This is a genomic window from Bradyrhizobium sp. B124, assembly GCF_038967635.1.
In the GTDB taxonomy this organism is placed as follows: domain Bacteria; phylum Pseudomonadota; class Alphaproteobacteria; order Rhizobiales; family Xanthobacteraceae; genus Bradyrhizobium.
In genome coordinates this window covers 60,288-81,802 of sequence record NZ_CP152413.1, presented here as the reverse complement: position 1 = coordinate 81,802, position 21,515 = coordinate 60,288, and the positions used below count along the sequence as shown (strand labels likewise).

The 21,515-nt window shown below is 58.6% G+C and carries 16 protein-coding genes and 1 pseudogene; 10 read left to right on the top strand and 7 right to left on the bottom strand.

What is annotated here, in order from left to right; all coding sequences use genetic code 11:
• The first annotated feature begins 87 nt into the window (after positions 1 to 87).
• The 5 genes from AAFG13_RS00290 (at position 88) to AAFG13_RS00270 (ending at position 6,256) form a co-directional block, all read left to right on the top strand.
• Complete coding sequence (locus tag AAFG13_RS00290; protein ID WP_342710774.1) at positions 88 to 1,488, top strand: DNA methyltransferase; 1,401 nt, start codon at positions 88 to 90, stop codon at positions 1,486 to 1,488.
• Positions 1,481 to 1,831, top strand: coding sequence for a DUF5681 domain-containing protein (locus AAFG13_RS00285; protein WP_342710773.1), 351 nt, complete (start codon positions 1,481 to 1,483; stop codon positions 1,829 to 1,831). The genes AAFG13_RS00290 and AAFG13_RS00285 overlap by 8 nt, the downstream gene beginning before the upstream one ends.
• A 42-nt stretch (positions 1,832 to 1,873) precedes the next feature.
• Positions 1,874 to 2,203, top strand: coding sequence for a DUF5681 domain-containing protein (locus AAFG13_RS00280; RefSeq protein ID WP_342710772.1), 330 nt, complete (start codon positions 1,874 to 1,876; stop codon positions 2,201 to 2,203).
• A gap of 1,779 nt (positions 2,204 to 3,982) precedes the next feature.
• Entirely contained in the window at positions 3,983 to 4,642 is a 660-nt protein-coding gene (locus AAFG13_RS00275) for a GDSL-type esterase/lipase family protein (protein WP_342710771.1), read from the top strand.
• Positions 4,643 to 5,494: 852 nt separating this feature from the next.
• Positions 5,495 to 6,256 (top strand): substrate-binding domain-containing protein, encoded by a 762-nt coding sequence (locus tag AAFG13_RS00270; protein ID WP_342710770.1) that lies wholly within the window; start codon positions 5,495 to 5,497, stop codon positions 6,254 to 6,256.
• Between the two features lie 234 nt (positions 6,257 to 6,490).
• Here the strand turns inward: AAFG13_RS00270 and AAFG13_RS00265 are convergent, their stop codons facing one another.
• Complete coding sequence (locus tag AAFG13_RS00265; RefSeq protein ID WP_342710769.1) at positions 6,491 to 7,030, bottom strand: hypothetical protein; 540 nt, start codon at positions 7,028 to 7,030, stop codon at positions 6,491 to 6,493.
• Between the two features lie 569 nt (positions 7,031 to 7,599).
• A complete protein-coding gene (locus AAFG13_RS00260; RefSeq protein WP_342710768.1) occupies positions 7,600 to 8,316 on the bottom strand; it encodes an MBL fold metallo-hydrolase in 717 nt (238 codons plus the stop codon).
• A 235-nt stretch (positions 8,317 to 8,551) separates the two neighbouring features.
• Between AAFG13_RS00260 and AAFG13_RS00255 the strand changes: the two are divergent.
• Positions 8,552 to 9,313, top strand: a pseudogene (locus tag AAFG13_RS00255) (IS5 family transposase).
• Positions 9,314 to 9,728: 415 nt separating this feature from the next.
• Here AAFG13_RS00255 and AAFG13_RS00250 read toward each other — a convergent pair.
• Positions 9,729 to 10,031 carry a hypothetical protein gene (locus AAFG13_RS00250; protein ID WP_342710767.1) on the bottom strand — a complete coding sequence of 101 codons (303 nt, stop codon included), beginning with the start codon at positions 10,029 to 10,031 and terminating at the stop codon, positions 9,729 to 9,731.
• A 358-nt stretch (positions 10,032 to 10,389) separates the two neighbouring features.
• On the opposite strand from AAFG13_RS00250, the gene AAFG13_RS00245 reads away from it, so the two are divergent.
• The 4 genes from AAFG13_RS00245 (at position 10,390) to AAFG13_RS00230 (ending at position 14,097) form a co-directional block, all read left to right on the top strand.
• Positions 10,390 to 11,253, top strand: coding sequence for a YqaJ viral recombinase family protein (locus tag AAFG13_RS00245; protein WP_342710766.1), 864 nt, complete (start codon positions 10,390 to 10,392; stop codon positions 11,251 to 11,253).
• A complete protein-coding gene (locus AAFG13_RS00240; protein WP_342710765.1) occupies positions 11,237 to 12,409 on the top strand; it encodes an ERF family protein in 1,173 nt (390 codons plus the stop codon). Before AAFG13_RS00245 ends, AAFG13_RS00240 begins: the two co-directional genes overlap by 17 nt.
• Positions 12,406 to 12,960: a hypothetical protein gene (locus AAFG13_RS00235; protein WP_342710764.1), complete on the top strand. Its 555-nt coding sequence runs from the start codon at positions 12,406 to 12,408 to the stop codon at positions 12,958 to 12,960. Before AAFG13_RS00240 ends, AAFG13_RS00235 begins: the two co-directional genes overlap by 4 nt.
• A gap of 342 nt (positions 12,961 to 13,302) precedes the next feature.
• The gene (locus AAFG13_RS00230) at positions 13,303 to 14,097 is read left to right on the top strand and encodes a hypothetical protein (RefSeq protein ID WP_342710763.1); all 795 of its coding nucleotides are present in this window, start codon (positions 13,303 to 13,305) and stop codon (positions 14,095 to 14,097) included.
• A 107-nt stretch (positions 14,098 to 14,204) separates the two neighbouring features.
• Here AAFG13_RS00230 and AAFG13_RS00225 read toward each other — a convergent pair whose 3' ends face one another.
• The 4 genes from AAFG13_RS00225 to AAFG13_RS00210 form a co-directional block, all read right to left on the bottom strand.
• Positions 14,205 to 15,146 carry an FkbM family methyltransferase gene (locus AAFG13_RS00225; RefSeq protein WP_342710762.1) on the bottom strand — a complete coding sequence of 314 codons (942 nt, stop codon included), beginning with the start codon at positions 15,144 to 15,146 and terminating at the stop codon, positions 14,205 to 14,207.
• 319 nt (positions 15,147 to 15,465) lie between these two features.
• Positions 15,466 to 17,214, bottom strand: a complete 1,749-nt coding sequence (locus AAFG13_RS00220) for a tetratricopeptide repeat protein (protein WP_342710761.1) — start codon at positions 17,212 to 17,214, stop codon at positions 15,466 to 15,468.
• A gap of 42 nt (positions 17,215 to 17,256) precedes the next feature.
• Complete coding sequence (locus tag AAFG13_RS00215; RefSeq protein WP_342710759.1) at positions 17,257 to 18,654, bottom strand: HlyD family type I secretion periplasmic adaptor subunit; 1,398 nt, start codon at positions 18,652 to 18,654, stop codon at positions 17,257 to 17,259.
• Positions 18,651 to 21,431 carry a peptidase domain-containing ABC transporter gene (locus AAFG13_RS00210; protein ID WP_342710758.1) on the bottom strand — a complete coding sequence of 927 codons (2,781 nt, stop codon included), beginning with the start codon at positions 21,429 to 21,431 and terminating at the stop codon, positions 18,651 to 18,653. Before AAFG13_RS00210 ends, AAFG13_RS00215 begins: the two co-directional genes overlap by 4 nt.
• Between the last annotated feature and the right edge of the window lie 84 nt (positions 21,432 to 21,515).

Below are 21,515 nucleotides of genomic sequence, written 5' to 3'. Positions count from 1 at the left end.
CAAGTAATTTTAGTTCGACTTTTCCGCGCAACATTACTCGTCCGATCAGGATTATTTAAGTGCTCCGACAACCTCGGAGTACGCGATTTGACCCAAAAGAAGCAGACTTCCCCTATCCCGGCGCCCCCTCAGCAGGCCGTCGGCGCAGCAGTTAGAAGCCGCACGGCAACGAACGCTGGCCTGGTAGAAATCCAGATTCAATATCGCGCGGTAGCGGACCTCCTGTTGGACGCGCGCAATCCGCGCCAGCATTCCCAACATCAAGTTGCTCAGCTTGCGGATAGCATCCGAGAGTTTGGCTTCGTGATGCCCATTGTCATCGATGACAAGGGAAACGTGATCGTCGGCCACGGGCGGGTCCTTGCGGCCAAGAAGCTCGGAATGGCGAAAATACCCGTGGTCGAGATCCGGCACCTGTCGTCCGCCCAGCTGAAGGCGCTCAGGATTGCGGACAACAAACTGGCACTGAATGCGCATTGGGACGAGCGCCTTCTGGGCGAAAGCCTCCTGGAGCTGAAGGCGCTCGACCAGGATTTTGATCTGTCGGTGACGGGCTTCACCCTGCCCGAAATCGATTTGACGATTCAGAAGCTTACTGAGGCACCCGTCGATGACCTCGAAGATAGCAGCTCTGTCACAGGAGTGCCGGTCTGCCAGGTCGGTGATCTTTGGCAGCTCGGCAGCCACCGCGTCTATTGCGGCGACGCGAGATCGGAGTCCAGCTTCGACGAACTCATGCGAGACGAACGCGGCGATGCCGTCATCATCGATCCGCCCTTCAACGTTCCCATCCACGGCCACGTCTCCGGCAACGGGAAAACTGTCCACCGCGAATTTGCTCAAGGTGTCGGCGAGCTCAGCAGAGACGAATTTATTCGCTTCCTGGCCGAGAGCTGCGGGCTGCTTGCGAAGTTCAGCAAAGATGGCGCAATCCATTTCGTCTTCATGGACTGGGCGCACCTTGACGAGCTTCTTGCCGCCGGCCGCGAGACTTATAGCGAATTGAAGAACGTCGCCGTCTGGGTCAAGAGTGCTGCGGGAATGGGATCGCTGTACCGCTCCCAGCATGAACTCGTATGTGTCTACAAGTCAGGCACGGCGCGGCACACGAACAACATCGAGCTCGGCAAGCATGGCCGAAATCGCACTAACGTTTGGAAATACGACAGCGCCAGCACCCAAGCTCGAAAGGGCAATAATGTCCTCGAACTGCATCCAACCGTCAAGCCGGTCCAGCTTGTGATGGACGCTCTGCTGGATTGCTCGCACCGCGGCGAAATCGTCATCGACTCCTTTTTGGGCAGCGGCACCACGCTGCTCGCGGCAGAGCGGACGGGCCGCGCCTGTCGCGGGATCGAGCTCGATCCTCTGTATATTGATACGGCGATCCGACGTTGGCAGAATCTGACCGGGCAGGATGCCGTCCGGTTATCGGATGGAAAGCGGTTCGCCGAGATTGAATCTGAAGCGGAAGCGACCGGTGAGTGAGGGCGCGGGACATAACGGCAAGGTGGGCTACCGAAACCCGCCGGTAAGAACGCGGTTCAAAAAGGGGCAGTCCGGGAATCCACGCGGGCGTCCGAAAAAGATTACTAAGGAATTTCACGCCGGAAGGATTCTGCAATCCATCGACAAAGAGGAAATCGTCGTCAACGTCAACGGCAAACGCAAACGAATGTCAAAGGCAGAAATCCACTTTCGGCAGTTATTCTTCAAAGCGATTAAGGGGGATCTTACCGTGGCAAAGCTCCTATCAAAGATGGCAAAGCAACATTTCGGTCCAGAAGCCGAAGGACCATCAGACATAGAATTTGTCGTGCGCCAGAAGTGAAGTGATTCACCCCAGATCAAGCTTGATGTCGAGACAGGTTTAATGAGCGCGGAACCACGAACGAACGACACACGATTCAAGAAGGGGCGTTCAGGCAATCCGAAGGGTCGCCCAAAGCAAACGAAGCGACCAATGTCTGTCGGGTTTCTGTTTCGCAAAGTTTCACAGGAGGAAATCCGAATTGAGGTCGACGGAGGCGTGGTCAAGATGTCACTCTGGGACGCCTATGTAAGACAGATCTATACAATGGCCCTTAATAAGGACATCAGCGCGGCGCGCTTGTTAGATGAACTGCGCAGACAGTTTCCTGGGGATCCTTTGCCTGGTGAGAAGATAACATTTGGTATCACCGAAGCAGACGAGAGGCTCTGAAACGAGCCGATGCCAGGCTCATAAGTGAATAACCAGGGAGCACCAAGGCGCATTTTGCTGCTACTCAGTGAGCGACATCGCGACCATGACGGCCTTCGATCATTCAGGAGAGTTGGTCTTCGAGCGGCACCCGAGAGACGCTGAGAGCGTCTATTCAGCCGATGGCCGGAGGACTGGATCAAAGGTGAAGTCCCCGAAGCATATCGCCGTGTCCGGCATGTCCGGATTGCCGCCTCGTGGGGAATCAGTCGCCAAGTCCCGTGTGGCGCTCGCGTAGAGCGGTCCCCTGCGCTTTTGGCTTCGAGGGGCTGTTGTCAAAGCGCTCAGATTGCTCCCACCGCGGCGGCCGGTGCCCGCATTGGCCTAAGGTCAGAGCACCCCGCCACCGCGACGAGCCGTGTGACGGAGGCGAAGGCACTAAAAGACCGGCCGAACCGTGGGCCGCGATGGGAACGCCGCAACCAAGCACAAATTCGCCTATGCATGTCGCCAGTAGACGATGAAGCCGTCTGGCGTAGCCATGCAGTCTGTGTGAGACTAGGGATTTCAATATCCAGTTCAGGAATAAAGCGCCGCGGGCATATATTGTGAGACCGGCGGCGTCTTTTCCTGGCACGGTTAGGAATTACCGAACTCTCGCCAGCCGTGGCGACTTGCCTGTTCATTGAGCTTAGCCTTTCGCGCTCGCGGATTGCTCGAACGTGTTCAACGATCCGCCACAGAACGCGGTTCATTTAATTCAAGGCAGGAGTTATTGCGCTCCGTCTCTTCCCTCCATTGATTTGCGATAAAAGAAATCCCCGGAGGAATGGTGCAGGCTTTCGCTGCTGGACCGCTCCCACTCGAGATCGCAAGATGGCTGTTTTTCTGACAGTGCCCTCACTGCCACTCTATGTCTCAGCACCATGTCTTCGTGGCTTTCGGCATCTTCGTAACTTTGTCAAATGGTTAAGAGGTGGGTCTATCTCTCGGCGCGCTTTACCCCGGGTATCATAAGCCGGTGGCGATTCTCGCTCGAAGCAATGCCGCGATAGGTAATGTTCAGGTCTACGACGATTTGTTAAGCAGCTATCGCAAGGAAGGGCAGTTCGCTTCTGCTTGGGACCGGCTCCGTCGAAGATTTCAAACTTGGCGTCGTCGATTGGCCAAAGGCAGCTGAACCCGTCGTGACCGAACATGTCCCGGTTCAAGAAGGCATTTCTTACCCAAGCGAAGTTTGCCTCTCGTAGGCCACGAAGAAGCGGCCGGCAGTATGTACAGTCGCTCGCCGGAGGTGGGCCTCGCCGTCCAATATCCAGACTTGAAGGGCACTCTAGCGGAGCGAACAAAGAAACTATAGAAACCGGAGTACTTACGAAAGATTTGGGATTGGTCCGACGCTATCAGACTCGTCGGAAATAATGCCGCACAAGCAGACGAGGTTTCTTGCGAGGACCTCACTACGGCGAGAACGTTCACTGTTTGCGTTACACGTTTACCTTGCCTGAGCAGGTACGTATGCGAAGGCCGACAATGGCCAGTAGCGACGGACCCCTGTTCGACATCGGCGACGCGCGGTAGCTGCGCGCGGTTCCGAAACTCAAGGGATTGATAATTTGCATCCGACGCGCAGCTTGATTCTGCGTCCTCATAGCCATCAGGATTTTGCAATGTCAGCGCCGTCCGCTATTTTAGCGGACGGCGTTGTTGTCGTGAGGTTTAATTTTCGCCCACCGCAACTCTGCTACTGATGAAAATAACGCATGCGAATTTGCTTCCACGTCGGGCGGAAGGTTGGCAATGAGCACAGTCGGAATGGTCGAGAATCTAACTGGAGGAATGGGCAGCGACTGGCCGAATCTCGGTCAATACCGAGACAGCAATGCTGCGATAATGGCCCCACTGCGCGCGGTGTTCATCGGGGATTCTCTGACCGAAGCATGGCCTCACGTCGATCCCGAGTTGTTCTCGAACGGGATCGTCGGGCGTGGCATCGCTGGGCAGACCACGCCTCAGATATTGCTGCGCTTCATGGCGGACGTCGTCGCACTCAGGCCTAAGGTGGTTCACATTCTGTGCGGCTGCAATGACATCGCTGGCAATACCGGCCCGACGACATTCGGCGACTATCAGAATAACGTGCTGGCTATGCTGACACTTGCCGATGCGCATGGCCTGCGTGTGATTCTCGGCAACTATGCCGATTACGACCAGTTCGCATGGGCACCAGATATCGATCCGAAACCTTGGATCCAGCGCATGAACGCCTGGATCGAGGATACCGCAAGAATACGGGGGTATGTCTTCGCCGACTATCGAGCGGCATTCGGAACGATCGATGAAGCCAGAAAGGCGGCGATCATGCCTGATGGTGTCCATCCCAATGTCGCGGGTTATGCTTTGATGCGGCCTGTCGCGCTCCGAGCACTGAACCAAGCCTTCGAACAGGCAGGCGCATAGCGGCGACAACGCCCATCACCCGGAAGCCCATCGAGATCCACCGCCGGACGTCACTGATTAAAAAAACGCCCCAGCGAACATGCCAGAGCCGAGTTTTCACTTTGGTCATCATCCGGCAACGCCTATGACGGCACCGGATATGCAATAGGTGCCGCCGGACGCGCTTCGCTCCTGTAAGAAAGTGATCGCCCCACGGGATCATGCGAGCACGAGAATTTGAGCGGACGGATACGGTTAAAATTTTCGTCCGGAGGATCCCATCTTTTTGCATTCCCCGCTGCGGATTGGCCGACCCAACCGTACACCCCGACCATCCTTCGGGAGCTAGAAGAAATGGCGGTGAAGCTAGAAGCCACCGCTAGCAAGCTTCCGCAGGGGCCGGGCCGCGACGACCTACTTGAAGATAGCGTTCGGCTCGCTGCATTGCCTCTCCGCCATCGATGCAAATAAAATAGGCCGCACGCGCAACGCCTGAGGTATCGACGACGGAAAACCACGTAGGGTTTGAATACTTCTTGCATCGTTTTGCCCTCAGCCCGGCGTGCCCCAGCTCGGGGGTTGAGTTGGGGCCACCGGGACTAAGCTGGAGGCTGGGGCGGCCAACCTCCAGTACTGAGCAGGTTACGGCTTTTTCCGGAATTTCGTCACTAGGCCGTGTACCCATAAACCCGGCGACGTGAGGCGACTAAGCAATGTCTGCTTTGCCCCTATAGCGACCGACTTCGGGCGGCGGCGCAATATGTCGCGATGGGCCATTTGCGGACCTCCGGGCGACTCGCTGCATGCACGCAGGCAATTGGCACTGATCAGTCGGAACTGCTAAACTGCGTGAACTCGTGTGGGGAGCAAATCATGACTGTGTTGAGTTTTGCGCGCGCGGCATTCCTCGCGTCAGTCTTTGTTACATTTCTGGGTGAAAAGGGTCAGGCAGCCGAGCTGCGCGTTCTGGCGGGCGGCGCGATGACCGCGGTGTGGGCCGAGGTGAAACCAAAGTTCGAACAGGTCTCTGGACTCAAGCTCGACATTTTCTTCGGCACCACCCCAAATTTGATCAAGGAGGCGACGTCGGGAAAGGCGTTTGACGTCGGCGTCGTGCCGGTCGAGGTGATGCAGGACGCAGGAGCACGAGCAAATTTCGCCGCCGGCACTACATCCGATGTTGCGCGCGTCGGCCTCGGTGTTGCGGTGCGAGCTGGCGCTCCGAAGCCCAACATCGGCACACCTGACGTGTTTAAGGCTACGCTGCTCGAAGCACGGTCGATTGCGACACTGCCGGCAAGCGCCGCAGGTGCGCAAGTGATGAAAGCATTCGAGCGACTTGGTGTCGCCGTGGCAATCAAGGGCAAGCTTCAGGCAAAGGCGGCACCAGCCGAAATCGTTGCGGCAGTTGAACAGGGCGAAGCTGAGCTAGGCGTGTTCTTGCTAAATGTGCTCACCGCCCCTGGACTAGACGTCGTCGGCCCATTCCCTGCGGACCTGCAGCAGGAAGTTGTCTTTACGGGTGCCGTTGCCGCGGACACAAAGCAAGGAGATGCCGCAAAAGCGCTGCTCGAGTATCTCAAGTCGCCAGAAGCAAGCGCCATCATTAAAGCGAAGGGAATGACGCCGGGCTGAAAGCATTGAACTCTCCGAGATTGAGGTTGGCAAACGCAAAGCGAAAATGGTGAGGAACCATGGCAGCCGGCCCGAGAAGCCGGTGTGGGTCAATCGCGATTGGTTCGGTTTTAAGTTAGGTCCGGCCTACCCCTGACAGCCGACGTATCCTTGGCAGATGGATGCGGCAGCGATGGGCCAGAACCGGACATTCCTTCAGTCTGCTGCTATTGCAGAACGTCTTCGCTTCAAAAACTAAGCGCCGCTCTTGAGATGAACGCGGCGAACCTCTAGTTCGTCCCACCGCGTCATGACTTTCGCGTTGAAGCGCGCCCGATCAAACCTGACTTCGCCGTCATCCTCGACCAGAAAAATATCATCTTGGGACGCGACGGCTTCGAGGAAACGTGGCGACCGAATGCTGAGATCGACTTGCCCACGAAATTCAAAATGACTATGCAGCATTTCAAAAGAGTTCATCGCGACACAATAATTGTCGAAGGTCTCGAACCTTGAAAAATCCGTCACCGCGCACTCGTCCAAGCCAATCACTGGGTAGAAATTCGGTCCCCAGAGACCAGAAGTTGGTTGGAGAAGCTTTAGAATGCCGATTTCCTCCAGCGTGCCGGCGAGCCACTCCCAAGTATTCATAAATTCATGGAAGAATGCCTCGCGTGGCGTGCCATGCTCATCAGGAAAGGATTGGAGCAGCCCGCCCTTTCGATCGAGTTCCATCTTTCGATAGACCTCGAACAGAAGCTCGTAAACAATCGCGGCCACTGTCGCGTTTTGCATCCATCAATCTCCTGATACCGGCTCAGGCTCGTCCGTCAGGATTATTTGCCAATCCCTAAGAAATCCGCCGAGAGATGACACGGATTATCCGCTTTGGGTCAAAGGCTGCCCTCGGCAGCCAGCGTGCCCTTGGTCGGGTCATCTCTCAGAAGCCGACATCGCCGCGAACTGGGTTGAGGTCAGCCACGGGCCAATAGGCGACATCGAGCAGATCGCTGGACATCGGCTTATGAGATTCACTGCGGCGGCAACCGAAGTGTGGTCAGGTCGGTGCCCACGATGGTCTTGCCTGTATAGCCGCTTTCTTCAACGGCCCTGCGGTAATCTGCCTCCGAGAGAGGGCCGCCCGGCACAGACCAGCGGTTGTGCCCTGCAGTGCCGAGCGAGGGGGCAAGGTGAGTCAACATCAAGTACTTTGCGCCCACTCGCTGTGCCATTGCGCCAAGGTCAGTGGCTAGGCTCTGCCGATAGAAGGTCGGCGCGGGAAAGCCGCTGCCCCGGTCCGGACCCAGCACCGGATGTATCGCCGAATGTACGATGACATCGGTTCCCTGGGCCAACCGTTCGACCTAATCTGACGTAGAGTGGGATCGGGGCGGAGCCGGCGTGTCGTTGCTCGCGTCGCCGCCGATAACGACACTGCCTGCCGGTGTATCTACGCGATAGGACGCATGCCCCGCGATGTGCGTTGAACGGATGGCACTAACTTTTACGTCGCCTGATGTCCAAACGAGTTTGGGCTCCTCCTTCGGCTCGAAAGTCAGCACATTGGCCAATTCTGCCGGTCCGCCCGCAAGGCGCTCGCGATCCTCAGATAGCCGCTCGGCGACTTCACCCGACCCAATAAATGCATCGGCGATATGAGTGATGTAGTTTCGGCAACTGTTGACTGACCCGGACGGCGTAGCCGTGTCTGCGCTGCATACGACGTCGACCTTTGGGCCCTTAAGGTACCAACGCAAAGCCAGCACGTCGGGCAGTCCTTCGGTGTGGTCACCATGGATATGCGTCAGGAAGATTGCACTGAGTTGAACCGGGATCACGTTGATCTGCGAAAGCCGCATGCTCGTGCCACGACCGGCGTCGAATTGGAGCCTAACGGCTGCGCAGCCGTTACCGTCATCACCATAGCTCACCAATGTTCCAGCACCGGCCTGACCGTTGAACACTGTTGGCCCACCTTGGGTGCCGGTCAGTGTCACCACGAGGCAGGGCGCACCTCGTGCTGTGATCGGCAGAGTCGCGAATATCATCGCCGCCGTCACAGCCACAAAAATTCGCCTCATGTCGAGGACCTCCCATCCGATCTGTGCTCGATACGAAAGGATAACACCTTGGTAGGGAGTTGCGCTCCCGATTTCGGGCTAATGTCGCAGATGGGTCATTTTCGACGCATTTGGCAGGGATTGAGGACTGGTTGATGTCCGCTCCTGTCTGTAAGCGCCGTACCAAGAGCGGGCCAGGAGAGTTGCGTTTGGCCGGACTGCCGTGATTCAAGCTCCCGAACTGGGGACCCGAATCATGCGCTACGAACTCGCCGACCATGAATGGACCGCCATCAAGCCGATGCTGCCGAACAAGCCGCGTGGCGTTCCTCGGGTGAACGACAGACGGGTCCTGAATGGCATCTTCTGGGTCCTCCGATCAGGAGCACCCTGGCGTGATCTGCCGACGGCGTTTGGCCCATACACCACTTGCTACAACCGTTTCGTTAGGTGGCGGCGGGCCAATGTTTGGGGCCGCATCATAGAAGCGCTTGCCACTGCCCATGATGCCGCTGTCCAGATGATCGACACCTCCATTGTCCGCGTGCATCAGCATGGAGCCTGAATCACAAGGAACCAGCGCCAATCGATGGGAAGGTCCCGCGGCGGCTTGACGAGCAAAATCCATGCGGTGGTCGATGGCACTGGTCTGCCGGTACGGCTGGCGTTGAGCCAGGGTGAGGCCCACGACGTTCGACTCGCCGGAAAACTGATGTCTCGTCTGAAATTCGGGTCAATGCTGCTTGCCGACCGTGGCTATGAGGCGGACTGGATCAGGGAGCTTGCCATGAAGAAGGGCGCGTGGGCCAACATCCTGCCGAAAAGCAATCGCAGCGATCCGATCTGCTTCAGCCCCTGTCTCTATCGTGCTCGCAGCCAGGTCGAGCGGTTCTTCAACAGGATCAAACAATGTCGTCGGGTGGCGACGCGCTACGATAGGCTCGCCGCCAACTACCTCGCATTCGTTCAACTCGCGTCAATCCGGCTATGGCTGCGCCTTAATGAGTCCGCGTCCTAGGATTCGCAAATTGCCGCGGCGCTACTACTTTTGCGCCATGAGGGCTGCCGGCCGCTCTGTTGATTGGAGCGAGTCCGGATCGGTAACTTCCGCGAGTATTTGCAGATTTACTATATCCTTGAATTGACTGAATCAACAACAACCGGACCACCGCGAGAATCGGACGTGATCAATTCATCCGAGGCTTGATGCTTGACTGAAGCCAACGTTGAGAACCTGCGAGGCATTGAAAAAACCGTCGATCCTGGCGAAGCGTTCGAACCCTTTTTCACGCCGTTGAGGTAAACGCGGATCTTATCGATGCGTTCGTCTCGACGCACCACTTTGAGCTGCTTCCGATTTGATGGACACCACGATTACGTGTTTACATGAAACCCGCGGTTAGTCGTTTAAAAGAGTTCAATGTCGAGGTCCTTTATGCCTCGCTGCAAGAACGCTCTGTTTCTGCGCGCGCTCTGCTGATCCTGCTGGCCCGGATGACCCGCTTCTGCTTTGTAAACGCCGTGCATTCGTAACGCGCAAGGCCGCGAATCCGTTTTGCTATCGCCGCGCTCGGGCACATCAGGAATGCGGCGAGCAATTCGTAGCGAGCCAAGCGGACGCGGGCGAGCTCCTCCTGGCCCACGATGACGGCCGGCTCGAACGCCAGCGCTTCTTGCTCCAAGCGATTGAGAAGAGCCTTCGCTAACGCGTCAGTCCCCGTGCTCTCATACGCCATTGAGCGCGACAATCCGTGACGGAGCGCATTCCCGCATGATCGGGCCTTTCCCTGGACTGTCTTCGGGCCCGTGCTGTGCTTGGCATTTCTCCGATTGGCTTCGATTTGTCGAACTGACGCCATGCCCTATTCTCCGCGTTGCCATCACGCTCGCCACCTTGCTCCGTTCGCTATCCGCATCAAGCTCTGGCTGGCAAAAGAGCAAGATTGTTGCTGCAGAAAGGACTGGCGTTCCGCGGCAAACGGAGCGTTACTGAGTCGACCGGGCGCAGAAACGGCCCCGTTATCTCACCTCGCATCCCGCGGGGTTTGCGCAGTGCGGCAACCATCGCCGCGCTGTTCATAACGGGAGATACCGGTGAGTGCTATTCCGACCGGTGGCGCAACAGAGCCACGATTTCAGCTCGTCAAGTTCAACCCTGCTGATCGTCGTCATTTCATTGGCGGCTCGGATGCCCGTGTCATCATGGGCAATGATGAGGCGGATCTGATCCGCCTATGGCGCCAAAAACGCGGCGAGAGCGAGCCGGAAGACTTGTCCAACAATCTTATCGTCCAGCTCGGCACCGCCACGGAAGAACTCAATCGCGGCTGGTATCAGCGCAACAGTGGCCAAACCATCAAAGACATCCAGAAGCGCGTGCGTCACCCCGTCCATGCATGGATGGCGGCAACGCTCGACGGTATCGTCGAACAGACCGGCGCGGTGTTCGAAGCAAAGTTCATGCTGCCATGGGCCTTTAGTGAGGAAGCAGCAGCCGAAAAGCACATGGCGCAGCTGCAGCACAACATGTGGGTGATTGCGGCAAGGTCGGCGGTGCTCTCGGTGATCACCGGAGGCGGCAAATGGATCGAGATTATCGTGCATGCCGACCCGCTCTACCAGCACCTTCTGCTGACCGCGGAGAAGAAGTTCTGGCGCTGCGTGCGAACCGGCGAGCCGCCGGTCCTTTTCGGGAGCGAGGCGCCGCGCCCGCGGCTAGCGGCCGTCAAGGTCGTGGACATGACCGCCTCCAACCTGTGGGCCGAATGTGCAGCGAGTTACCTCCGCACCCTCGTCGCACACGGCGACCACGAACGGGCGAAGGCCGAATTGAAAAAGCTGGTGCCGGAGGATGCCAAGGAAGCGTTCGGCTGCGGCATTCGTGCCAAGCGGGCGAAATCCGGCGCCATCAGCTTTGGCTCGCTCGAGGTGGAGATCGTCGATGCATCAGGCAAGTGAGCATATCGGCACGATCGCAGCCGCGCTCGCCAGAGCGCAGGCCGAACTGACCAACCCGGAAAAGACCCTGATCGCCATAATCCGCTCGCCCTTCCTGCGCGATGACGATCGGACCTTCCGCTACGCGTCGCTCGCCGCAGGCCTCGACATCGTGCGCAAGACCCTAAGCCGGCAGGAGATCGCGACCATACAGACTACCCGAATCGAGACTACTACGGGCCACATCCACCTCACCACCCTGCTCGCTCATGCCTCCGGGGAATGGATTTGCTCGGACTTGCCGGTCTGCACCGTCAAAGACGTCGAGGCGCCGCACCGCATGGGAGCGGCGCTCACTTATGCGCGCCGCTATGCCCTCTTCGCCCTGGTCGGAATTGCCGGCGAGGATGATCTCGACGCCCCCGACGCGGTGGCGGGCCCGCCGGCCGCGGCGCCGCAAGCACCCGCTGGCGCGAAGGCCCGCCCCTCCAAGGGCGTTCTCAACCGCGCGCCGATGCTGGATCCAACACGGTCGGCCGAGCTTCGGGTGCGGCTGTTGAGCCAGCTCGCGGTCCTGCCTCCCGGCGATGACCTACTCGCCTGGGCAAAGGTCAGCCTTCCGCTCAAGAACACCCTCTTGGAGCCGGACGCCCAGCTCGTCGAGGTCGCCTATCTGACCAAGCTTCAGGAATCCGACGAAGCCGGGATGGTCGAACAGGCACCCGCCTTAGACCAAGCGCCAGAGCAGCCCCCGCAGCCTTACGCAGCCACGGATGCCGCGGTACCGGCCCCCCTGACAGATGCGCCTGCGGCCGGATTGGCGCATCCCAAGGAGTTGCCCCGCAGGCGCAGCAAGGCGCACCTCATGTTTGTCCGAGAACAATGCTGCCTCATTTGCCGGCAATCGCCTACCGATGCCCACCATTTGAAGTTCGCCCAACCCAGGGCTCTCGGCCGCAAGGTCAGCGACGAGTACACCGTTCCGTTGTGTCGCGCCCATCACCACGAGCTGCATCGACACGGCAACGAACGGGCCTGGTGGGCGGCCTTGAAGATTGATCCCTTGCGGCTGGCCCATGACTTGTGGACGGCAAGCCCGATCCACAGCCCGATCAGCGCGGCCATGGTCGGCACGGCCGCTCCCTCCCGCTTTGAGCCGGAGGTTCCCTCGCGATGAATGGACCATTTCAAACTGCGCATGAGTTGCCCGCAACAACAACGTTGCCGGTCGCGCTTGAGGTGTTTGCCCCACCTCCCCTTCTGCTCCCTGGTGAACGCCTAGACCATTATCACGCGCTCCGCGCAGCGATCTTCGCTGATTTGGCGCCGCATTCTGCCGTCGAGTGGCTGCTCGCGATCGACGTCGTAGAACTCTCTTGGGAGATCCAGCGTTACCGCGTCCTGCGCCACCGTCTGCTCGCGACCTATCGGCAAAAGGCGATTGAGGCCGCCTTACGCCATATCGACATGACCGGGATCGCGCCTGAGTTCGAAGACGAGGCCGAGCGCTACACCAGACAAAACGCGCTGAGTTGGCGGCTCGATCCTGTTGCCACAACCGAAATCGAGGCGCGTCTCGCGTCGTACGGTTTCGACCAGCATTCCATCAACACCGATGTCTACATCCAGGCGCGCGAGGCCTTTGTCTTGTTCGAGGGCCTGCTCAATGCAGCGCAATCCCGACGACTGCTGCTCATAAGGGAGATCAAGAAGTGTCGCTTGCCGTGATTTGCAAGAAACCCACGGCTCTGGATCCAAGACTACCTTCCGGCATCATGTCCCACCATTTTTCGCCAGAGCTGGACTTAGCAAGTCGTGCGTACAGCCTCAGCCTCCAATAGCTTCAGAACGATAGTTTGGGGAAGTACGGGAATAGCTTCTCCGTCTGACCTTTGCGAAGAAGCCGTTGCAGAGATAAACCAACGAAGTATTCGTTGAAGCGGGATGTACACGCACAGCTGCTGGCTAGCCGCCGCACAAAAAGGGACGACATGCGGATTGCTCTGATCACAATAACATTGTGTAATTAGCATAAGGCTCAATTTTTGATCGTCGGAAGGATAATGCTGCATGTCTTCGGGTTATCTAGCGGATCTCCGCACCGCTCCAATCGAACTCGCCGGCGACTGGGGTCGCATGATCCCGCATGCGGCTCTGCAGGTCGTTGAGCGGATGCGTGCTGCTTGCCTTGATGGTTTCCGCCTTGTTTCAAACGACCAACCCAACCGCCTTCGCGTTGAGGAACGCACCAGCGGCCCTCCCGCGGTCTGGCTTCACAACGACTCAACCGACCTTGCCTGGATTGTCGTCGACATTGGGGAACGGGATTGGTCGAGGCTCGCCTATCAGTTTGGTCACGAGTTGGGACACGTTACATCCAACTCATGGCGGCCGGATGCTAAGCCTGCAGCACCCAGCCAATGGCTGGAGGAGGCCCTGGTAGAAGCGTTTACGTTGCGAGGCCTCTCCCTGTTGGCGGACAACTGGTCTCGCGATCCTCCGTTCAAGGATGATAGTGGTTTTGGCGCCGCCGTTGCGGTCTATCGACAAAATGCTGTCGAGCGCTACGGAAAATTGGCGGCTGAACAAGGTAATTCAAAGAATCTCAACGCCTGGTTCAGGCAGCATCGTGCCGCGTTGGAGGCAGACCCCTGCCTCAACGCGTTTGCACAAGCGGCATCGCTATTCATCCTCGAAGAATACGAGCGCAACCCGGCCACCATGGAAGCACTCGGCGCGCTAAACCGATGGGATAGCCGCAGCGCTATCCCCCTCGAGCAATATCTAGAGGCTTGGAAGGACAGCTGCAAAAAACTGCAGGCTTCGCCAGCCTTGCCCGATCGGCTTCAAGAGCTTCTAAGCTGACCTTGACCTGCCGATGTGAAGGAAAGCGGCTTATTGAAACAAATGATTCCGTTAGAACGAGATTAGCGGCTTATCTACGTAGCGCGTCACGAACGCTGTGAAAGCCATCACGCCGCCTTCCGTACGAAAAGAAGATTCTCACCTCGGCCTTGGCGCTCATCAAAAAAGGGGGCCAACGCGCGGCGAACCGTGGCTTCACTGCCAGGCCGAAATCTATCATGCGTCTCAATAATGATCGCTTGAATTCTTGCCAGACAATCATCTGCTGCCTGCGCAAACAATTCGAGTTCAGCGCCCTCAATATCAATCTTGAGAATGTCAACATGCGAGAAACCGGCAATTTCGATCAGCGTGGAGAGCCGGTAGCACGGCACTTGCTTGTCGCTGGGTCGTGGTGTGGTGGTGACCTGGACACCCCATGAATCGAGTGGAGAGTTTGTTTCGTCTTCGGTCCGCAAACAGACGTGTCCATCATGTGTCCATGCAGCGGCTTGACAGCGATGAACGCGGGTACCGAGTATCTGCGTGTTGCGTACGAGAAGCCTGAAGTTCTCCAATTCTGGCTCGACTGCCAACACTGTGGCCCGCGGATAGCGCGCTACAAAATAAAGTGTCGCTAAGCCAATATTGGCTCCAAGATCAATGATAGTAGACGCCGATGCGGGTAGATCTTTCAAGCTGTATTCGGAATCGATGAATATCTGGCGGAATGCAAGCAGGTCGCTCGTACATAGACGCAGTTCAATCTCAGCGCCTGCTTCAGGCACAATTACGCTGATCCGGTTCGCCAGGTAACGAGCACCAAACGCGTCGACAACTTTGATGTCTTGAATTCGCATCGTCTGATCGAGCAGCCTCTGGTCCACCCACACCTCACCGACCTTCGTGAAGCTGTCAGATCCGAACCGCTCCCACAGCACACGTAGGACTTTTCCATCGATCCAGTAAGTGCCGCGGCTATTTCTGCCTTCGTGAACGACTACGCCGTCTGACTTGGAAAGTTGAAGAAAGCCAATCCAGTGCAGGTGTCTTGCAGCTACTCGCTCCATCGAGCACTCCCACACTTTTTGAGCCGAACTACCGCATCAGATGCAAGGTCTGATCTCTTGTCTAATCTGTATTTTATACTACGCCAACGCGCGCTGCGCGATAATGCGCTTTCCGCTGAATGAAATAGCGTTAGTGAATACCGCAGAATGCTTTATTTCGGCGTCCCCCTTCAAGGATAAGCCCGCGCTTGGTGCAAGTCGGTGTTCAGTCGCAACCGATGCCCTTTTCGACCTCGAGGATAAACCGCTGCCAACCATTGCTTTTCCGCGGGATCCAGCCTGGATATGATCGAACTTTACGACCGGCGCGAGCGTAACATCATCTTGACGCAGTTCTTGTCAGTTCCGCCAGTTCTGCGTCTGCGTCGGCAATGCCTTGAGCGGCAGCCATCTCCAACCAGTGGCTCGCTTGCTTGAGGTCGCTGTGCCCCGCGGCCCCGCTTCGCAGATAGCGCCCGAGCATGAGTTGAGCTTGACCATGACCGCGTTCTGCGGCCGCCCGAAACCAATGCTCGGCTTTGGCTCGATCGACGGGAATGGCGTGGCCGCCGCTATATATCGCACCGAGCGCAAACATTGCCCCGGCGTGTCCGTTGGCGGCGGCCTGTTCGCATAATTTGAGCGCGGCAGGAGCGTCCTGCGGGCCCCCGCGACCGTTCACAAGCATCTCGGCCAGAGCAACCTGCGCATCGGTGATCCCTCCCTCCGCCGCGCGCGCAAACCAGCCCCGTGCCGCTTTCGGATCGGCCGGCACACCACGCCCATCGGCAACAAGACGACCGACCATATACTGCGCCTCTGGAACTCCGTCCGCCGCACGCCGCAACCAGACCGCCGCCTGCTGTTCGTTGCGCTCGACGCCTATGCCCTGGAGAAGACAAACGCCAAGATTGAACGCGGCGACGAGATTGCCGCGCTGCGCTGTCTGCATGAACCAATCCGCGACCGGCGGACGTTCCTCTTCACTGGCCGCTCGTTCCAGCAAGTCATTTCCGACGTCGACCTGAGCATCCAGATTTCCGGCCTCGGCAGCGATACGCAACCAGCGGGCCGCTTCATGGTTGTCCTGAGGTACTCCGGCTCCGGTCATGTAGAACGAACTCAACGCCCGAGCAGCCGCCGCGTTGCCACCCTCCGCCGCTCGACGATACCAATTTGCCGCTTCCAAATAATTCGGCGGCAATGCTCCGCCCTTGGCATAAAGGTTGCCGACCAGTTCCGCAGCACGAGCATCCCCCGCCAGGGCAGCACGACGAAGCCAAGTCTCGCCCAACACCAAATCCCTGGCAACGACTTTACCTTCAATCAGCATCATCCCCCATTTTATCTGCGCACCGCGGTGTCCCAGCTCAGCAGCTTTGCGGTAAAGTTCGGCGGTTGCTGTCGGATCGTGTTTGCCGCTGATCCCTCCTTCGGTGAGCACACCCAGCATAAAGACAGCCGTAGGAATTTCAGCGGCCGCCGCTGCTCGCATGTTTTCGACGACCTCGTCCTTGTGAGCGGCCCGGTTCGGGTCTCCAGCGAGCGACAACGCAAATCCCAACTGTCCTTGGGCGCAGCCTGAGGCGGCGGACCGGCGATACCATTCTCTCGCCTGTATCTGGTCTCTGAGCGGTGGCGGACCATAGGTCAGAATGTAAGCGAGCAGAGCCTGCCCGTCAGGAGACCCGGCGTCAGCCGCCATGCGAGCCCATTTCAGCGCAGCATCGAAATCTGGCGTTGCCGTGCTGTCCTGCGAAAATAGTCGCGCTGCGGCGTCGCCGTGGTCTTCTCGCGCTTGCGAGCCGAGCCCCTGGAGCATGAGTGATGCCAGCAGGGACTGCGCTTCGACATTGCCATTCAACGCCGCGCGTTCCAACCAGCGCGCGCTCTCCGTCCGACTGAACGGTACGCCGGCGCCTTGAAGGTAAAGCCTTCCGATATGATACGCAGCTTCCGCGCTGCCGGCTTCGGCCATTCGGGCCAACTGCGGCAGCGCTTCAGCAAACCGCTCTTTCTCGATAAGAGCGACCGCTCGGCGCAGCCCCGTTTCGGGCGACGCCTTTCCGATCAAGCGATCAAAGAGCATTTCCCGAAGGCTCCATCCGTCAGCAATGCAGAGCCAAATCGCTCACGGCTCGCGCAACGCCTCCTGCGTCACCGGAAGCATCAGGCCGAGCATGTACGTTAGCACGGTCCGCTGACCAACCTTAATATCGGCGGTTACGGGCATGCCTGGCGTGAGTTGGAAACCGGCCGGCACGCCGTGCAGGGCCACCCGATCAATACTGATCCGAGTGCGGTAAAACGGCTCCAGGTTCGTCGTCGGAATGGCACTGGTAGGATTGCGCGCCTCAACCTGAGCATTGAAGCTATCCGGGCTAACGATACGTACGACTCCCTCGGCCATCCCGTACTGGGAGAATGGAAACGTGTCGAACTTGACGGACACGGGATCCTTGACATGCACGAAGCCGTTATCTTTGCCCGCAATGTTGGCCTCGACCTCAAGTGGCGCGTCCGCCGGCACGAGCGTAATGAATTGCTGCCCCGACTGCATGACGGAACCCACCGAGACCTTTGCGACGGATTGCACGATCGCATCGAGCCCGGCGCGGATCTCGACCAATTTGCGTCTCAGGTTAGCCTTGGTAAGTAGCTCCCGCGTGTCGGCTGCCTTGACACTGATCTCCTGCAACTTTTGCGAAGCTTCCGCCTTCCAGCCGCGGACGTATGCGTCGCGGTCCGAAGCAAGCGCCGACTGATCGCGCTTCGCGCCCTCTCCGGTAGCGACCGCGTTGGAAAGCGACCGCTGCATTTCAACGCGTGTATCCTTGGCGATCAGCGAGTTCAGCCGGCTACCGGTTTGGGTCGCCTCCAACTGCTTGCGCATATCCTCGATGCTCTGAGCCACGCCGAGGCGCTCGCGGTAGCCGACGGCATCGGATTCCGATCTCGCTATTACGGAGTTCAGTTCCTGAAGTCGGTGCTCATAGTTTTCGATCTTGGAGTCGAACTGCGCTTTGCGATGACTGAAAATCGAAGCCTGCAGGACCCAGTTTGGATCGCTGCTGGAGTATGTAAACGGCTGGCCATCTGCCTCGGCACGCAGACGCGCGAGTTCGGGCTCAAGGCTGTTCAGCTGCCCCTCGAGGGCCATTCGATCTGCTTCGGCGAAGGTCGGATCGAGACGCGCCAGCACATCGCCCGCCCGCACATGCTGGCCTTCGCTTACGTCAATCGAACGAACGATTGCCGTTTCCAGCGGCTGTACGAGGATGGTGGAAGATTGCGAGACCACCAGGCCGCGCGCAGTGATGACCTGATCGACAGGTAATACTCCCGCAACAAGGACCAGAGCAGCGACCATGCTGGAGACGATCCAGATCGTGCCACGGGCCGCGCGGGGTACAGGAGCGTTGATGATCGCCGTTGACGGTTGCTGGAACTCAAGAATCACCGGCAACGTCGGGTCGCTCTTCTTCGACTTGAACGGCAGTGGCAGCAAATTGGCCTGGACTTCGCTCATGGTTCGTTCGCTCCGCCCGAGACCAGCTTCGGAGTAACGGACTGGCGCGTCGGTTCGCTATGGCGGTTTTGCTGACTCCAAAGCTGTCGATAGATCGCGCAACGCTCGACCAAAACATTGTGCGCGCCGCAATCAACGATCTTACCCTGATCTAGAACCAAAATCTGATCGCAGCCAACCAACGACGACAGCCGGTGCGAAACGATGATCATCGTCCGTCCGCTCGCGATCCGTTCGAGGTTGCCTGTCACGACGGCTTCGCTTTCGGGATCGAGCGCACTGGTCGCTTCGTCCAGCACCAGGATGCGCGGATCCGTGATGAGCGCTCGCGCGATCGCCAACCGCTGCCGTTGTCCGCCAGACAGGTTTGGAGATCCTTCCTCGATGTAAGTCTCGAAGCCATTGGGCATCCGCTCGATGAATTCCTCAGCGCCAGCGAGCCTTGCCGCATAGACAGCATCCGACAGCGTCAGGCCCGGTCGACCAGCGATAATGTTATCTCTGATGGAGCCACGAAACAGGAAGTTCTCCTGCAAGACGACACCGAGGCTCTGCCGAAGGTGACGCAGATCAACATCGCGCAGGTCGGCGCCATCGATCTTCACAAATCCCTTATAATCACGATTGATTCCCTGCAGTAGGCGCGTAACCGTCGACTTGCCCGATCCGCTGCGACCGACGATCCCTAACGTCGAACCGGCCGGAACCGAGAAGCTGACCCTGTCGAGCGCTGGGACGGTTGTGTTGAGGTACGTGAAGCTGACGTCCTGGAAGGCTATCTCGCCTGCGAACTTCGGTCTCAAGCCCGCCGCTCGCGCGCTGCTCTCGGCTGGCCGATTGAGCACGGAGCTTGCCTCTCCGATCGCTGCCCCGACCTCCTCATAGTCCTCGATCAACCGCGCCATCCCAACGAGTGGCTGGGCAACCCGCGCGCTCAGCATCAGGAACGCGAACAATCCGCCCACCATGTAGCCTGACGAGTCGTGCATCGCGAGATACGCACCAAGCATGGTCGTGCCGAGCACCATAAAGCGCTCGATCGGAGTAACCAGAGTCTGCGGCCAGTTCGACAGACGGCCAAATTCCAATCGCCATTTTCCGGCCTCTGCAATCCGCTCGTCCCAAAGGGCGCGACGTTGTGGCTCGAGAGCCAAAGCCTTGACCGTCTTGATACCCACGATCGTCTCGCCGAGCGTTGCCGACTTCCACGTCTCGGCCGTGGTGACCCGTCCGTACATCTCTCGCATCGGCTTCAGGAATGCGATGATGATCAGCAAGATTGCGCCGGCACAGCCGAGCACAATGCTCGCCAGGATCGGGCTGAGATAGAACAGGAACGGGAGCAGCACGCAAAGCGTCATCAGGTCGAGAAAGGTCGTCAGAAGGCGGCCGGTCAGAAATTCGCGAACGCGATAGACCTGCGCGATACGGTACATCGTTTCACCCGCAGGATGACGCTCGAAGTAATCGAGCGGCAGGCGAAGCAGCCGATTGAAGACGTGCAGATTGAGTTTTGCGTCAAGCCTGGCGCCGACGACTGCAATGATATGACGTCGCGCGTGCCCCAAGAGGGCTTCATAGACGATTACGACCGCCATGACGGCGGCAAGCATGACCAAGGTGGACGTACTGTGGAATTGCAGGACCTTGTTCACCATCGTCATCACCAGCAGCGGTGGGAAAATGGTCAGGAAGCTGATGGTGAGCGAGGCGATTCCGATGTCCCGCAACAAGCGCCTTTCGTGCAGAACGAGATCGAAGAGCCAGCGCAGGTCAAACGGCGCGTCGGCAGCGGCGCGGCTTCGGCTCGCGCGCACCAGGATGGCCTCACCGTTCCACACCTGGGAAAGGCGCAACTCGTCGACGGGTACGGCTCCGTCCGCGGAGGCGCCTGGATCCTTCAGCATAACGATATTCTGATCGGCGTTCGCACCAACCATGAGCGCGGCGCTACCGTCGGCAAACAGTAAGATGACGGGCCCGCCTTCGCTCATCCCGAGCAATAGGCGCCAGCTGGTTCGCACCGCGCGGGACCATAGGCCCGCATTCTGCGCCCAGGCCGAGAGCGCCGCAGCCGATGGATAGATATCGGATTCACCAGTTCTCAACTCGGCGACATCGAGCTCGACGCCGTGATGACGCGCGACCTGGACAACCGCTTGCAATCGCGCCTGATATTGCGGGCTGCGTTGCGCCTCCAGGCGGTCGATCGAATGCCCCTGCTGCGAAGCAAGATCGCTTGACTTCCGCTCGGCTGAGACGGCCTGCCGTTTGGATTGAGCCTTTGCGGCAAACTCAGCGCGGGCCCGTTGCACGGAGACACGCGCGCGGACACCGAGATCAGTCAATAATTCGGAGCCCCGATGGGCGAGATCCAGGGATGCGCGCAACTGACCGGACCATCGCCTTGTGAATTGCGCTTTCGCCGTCGGCGAGGAAGCACGTCGCGATTTGGTCGGCCCTTTGGCGACACGCGGATGCACGACGTCGGGTGATGCCACCAGCTGCGATCTGTCGCTTTCCCGCGCAGGAATGATGTGCAGGTCGCCGTGCACACCCGACTGAGTTCTGACCGGTGCCGTTGCGCAGAGGTGGACCTGCCCCTCGACGCGCCACATCGCCTCGTCGAAATCAAACTTCTCATTGTCGATTTCGGCCTGCGATAGATCTTTTCTGGCGGCTAGCCGGCTGTCCAACAAGGTGCGTGCCCGGCTGTAAAGCGCATTGCGCGACGCCTCATCGCTCGCATGAAGGTCGTCAATGGCCTTCCGCAGCAAGCGGACATACTTGTCGGGCCCAGGCTCCCCAAAGGCTCCCCTATGCGGGTCCACGGTCACCCTCCAAAATCAATAACAGAATAA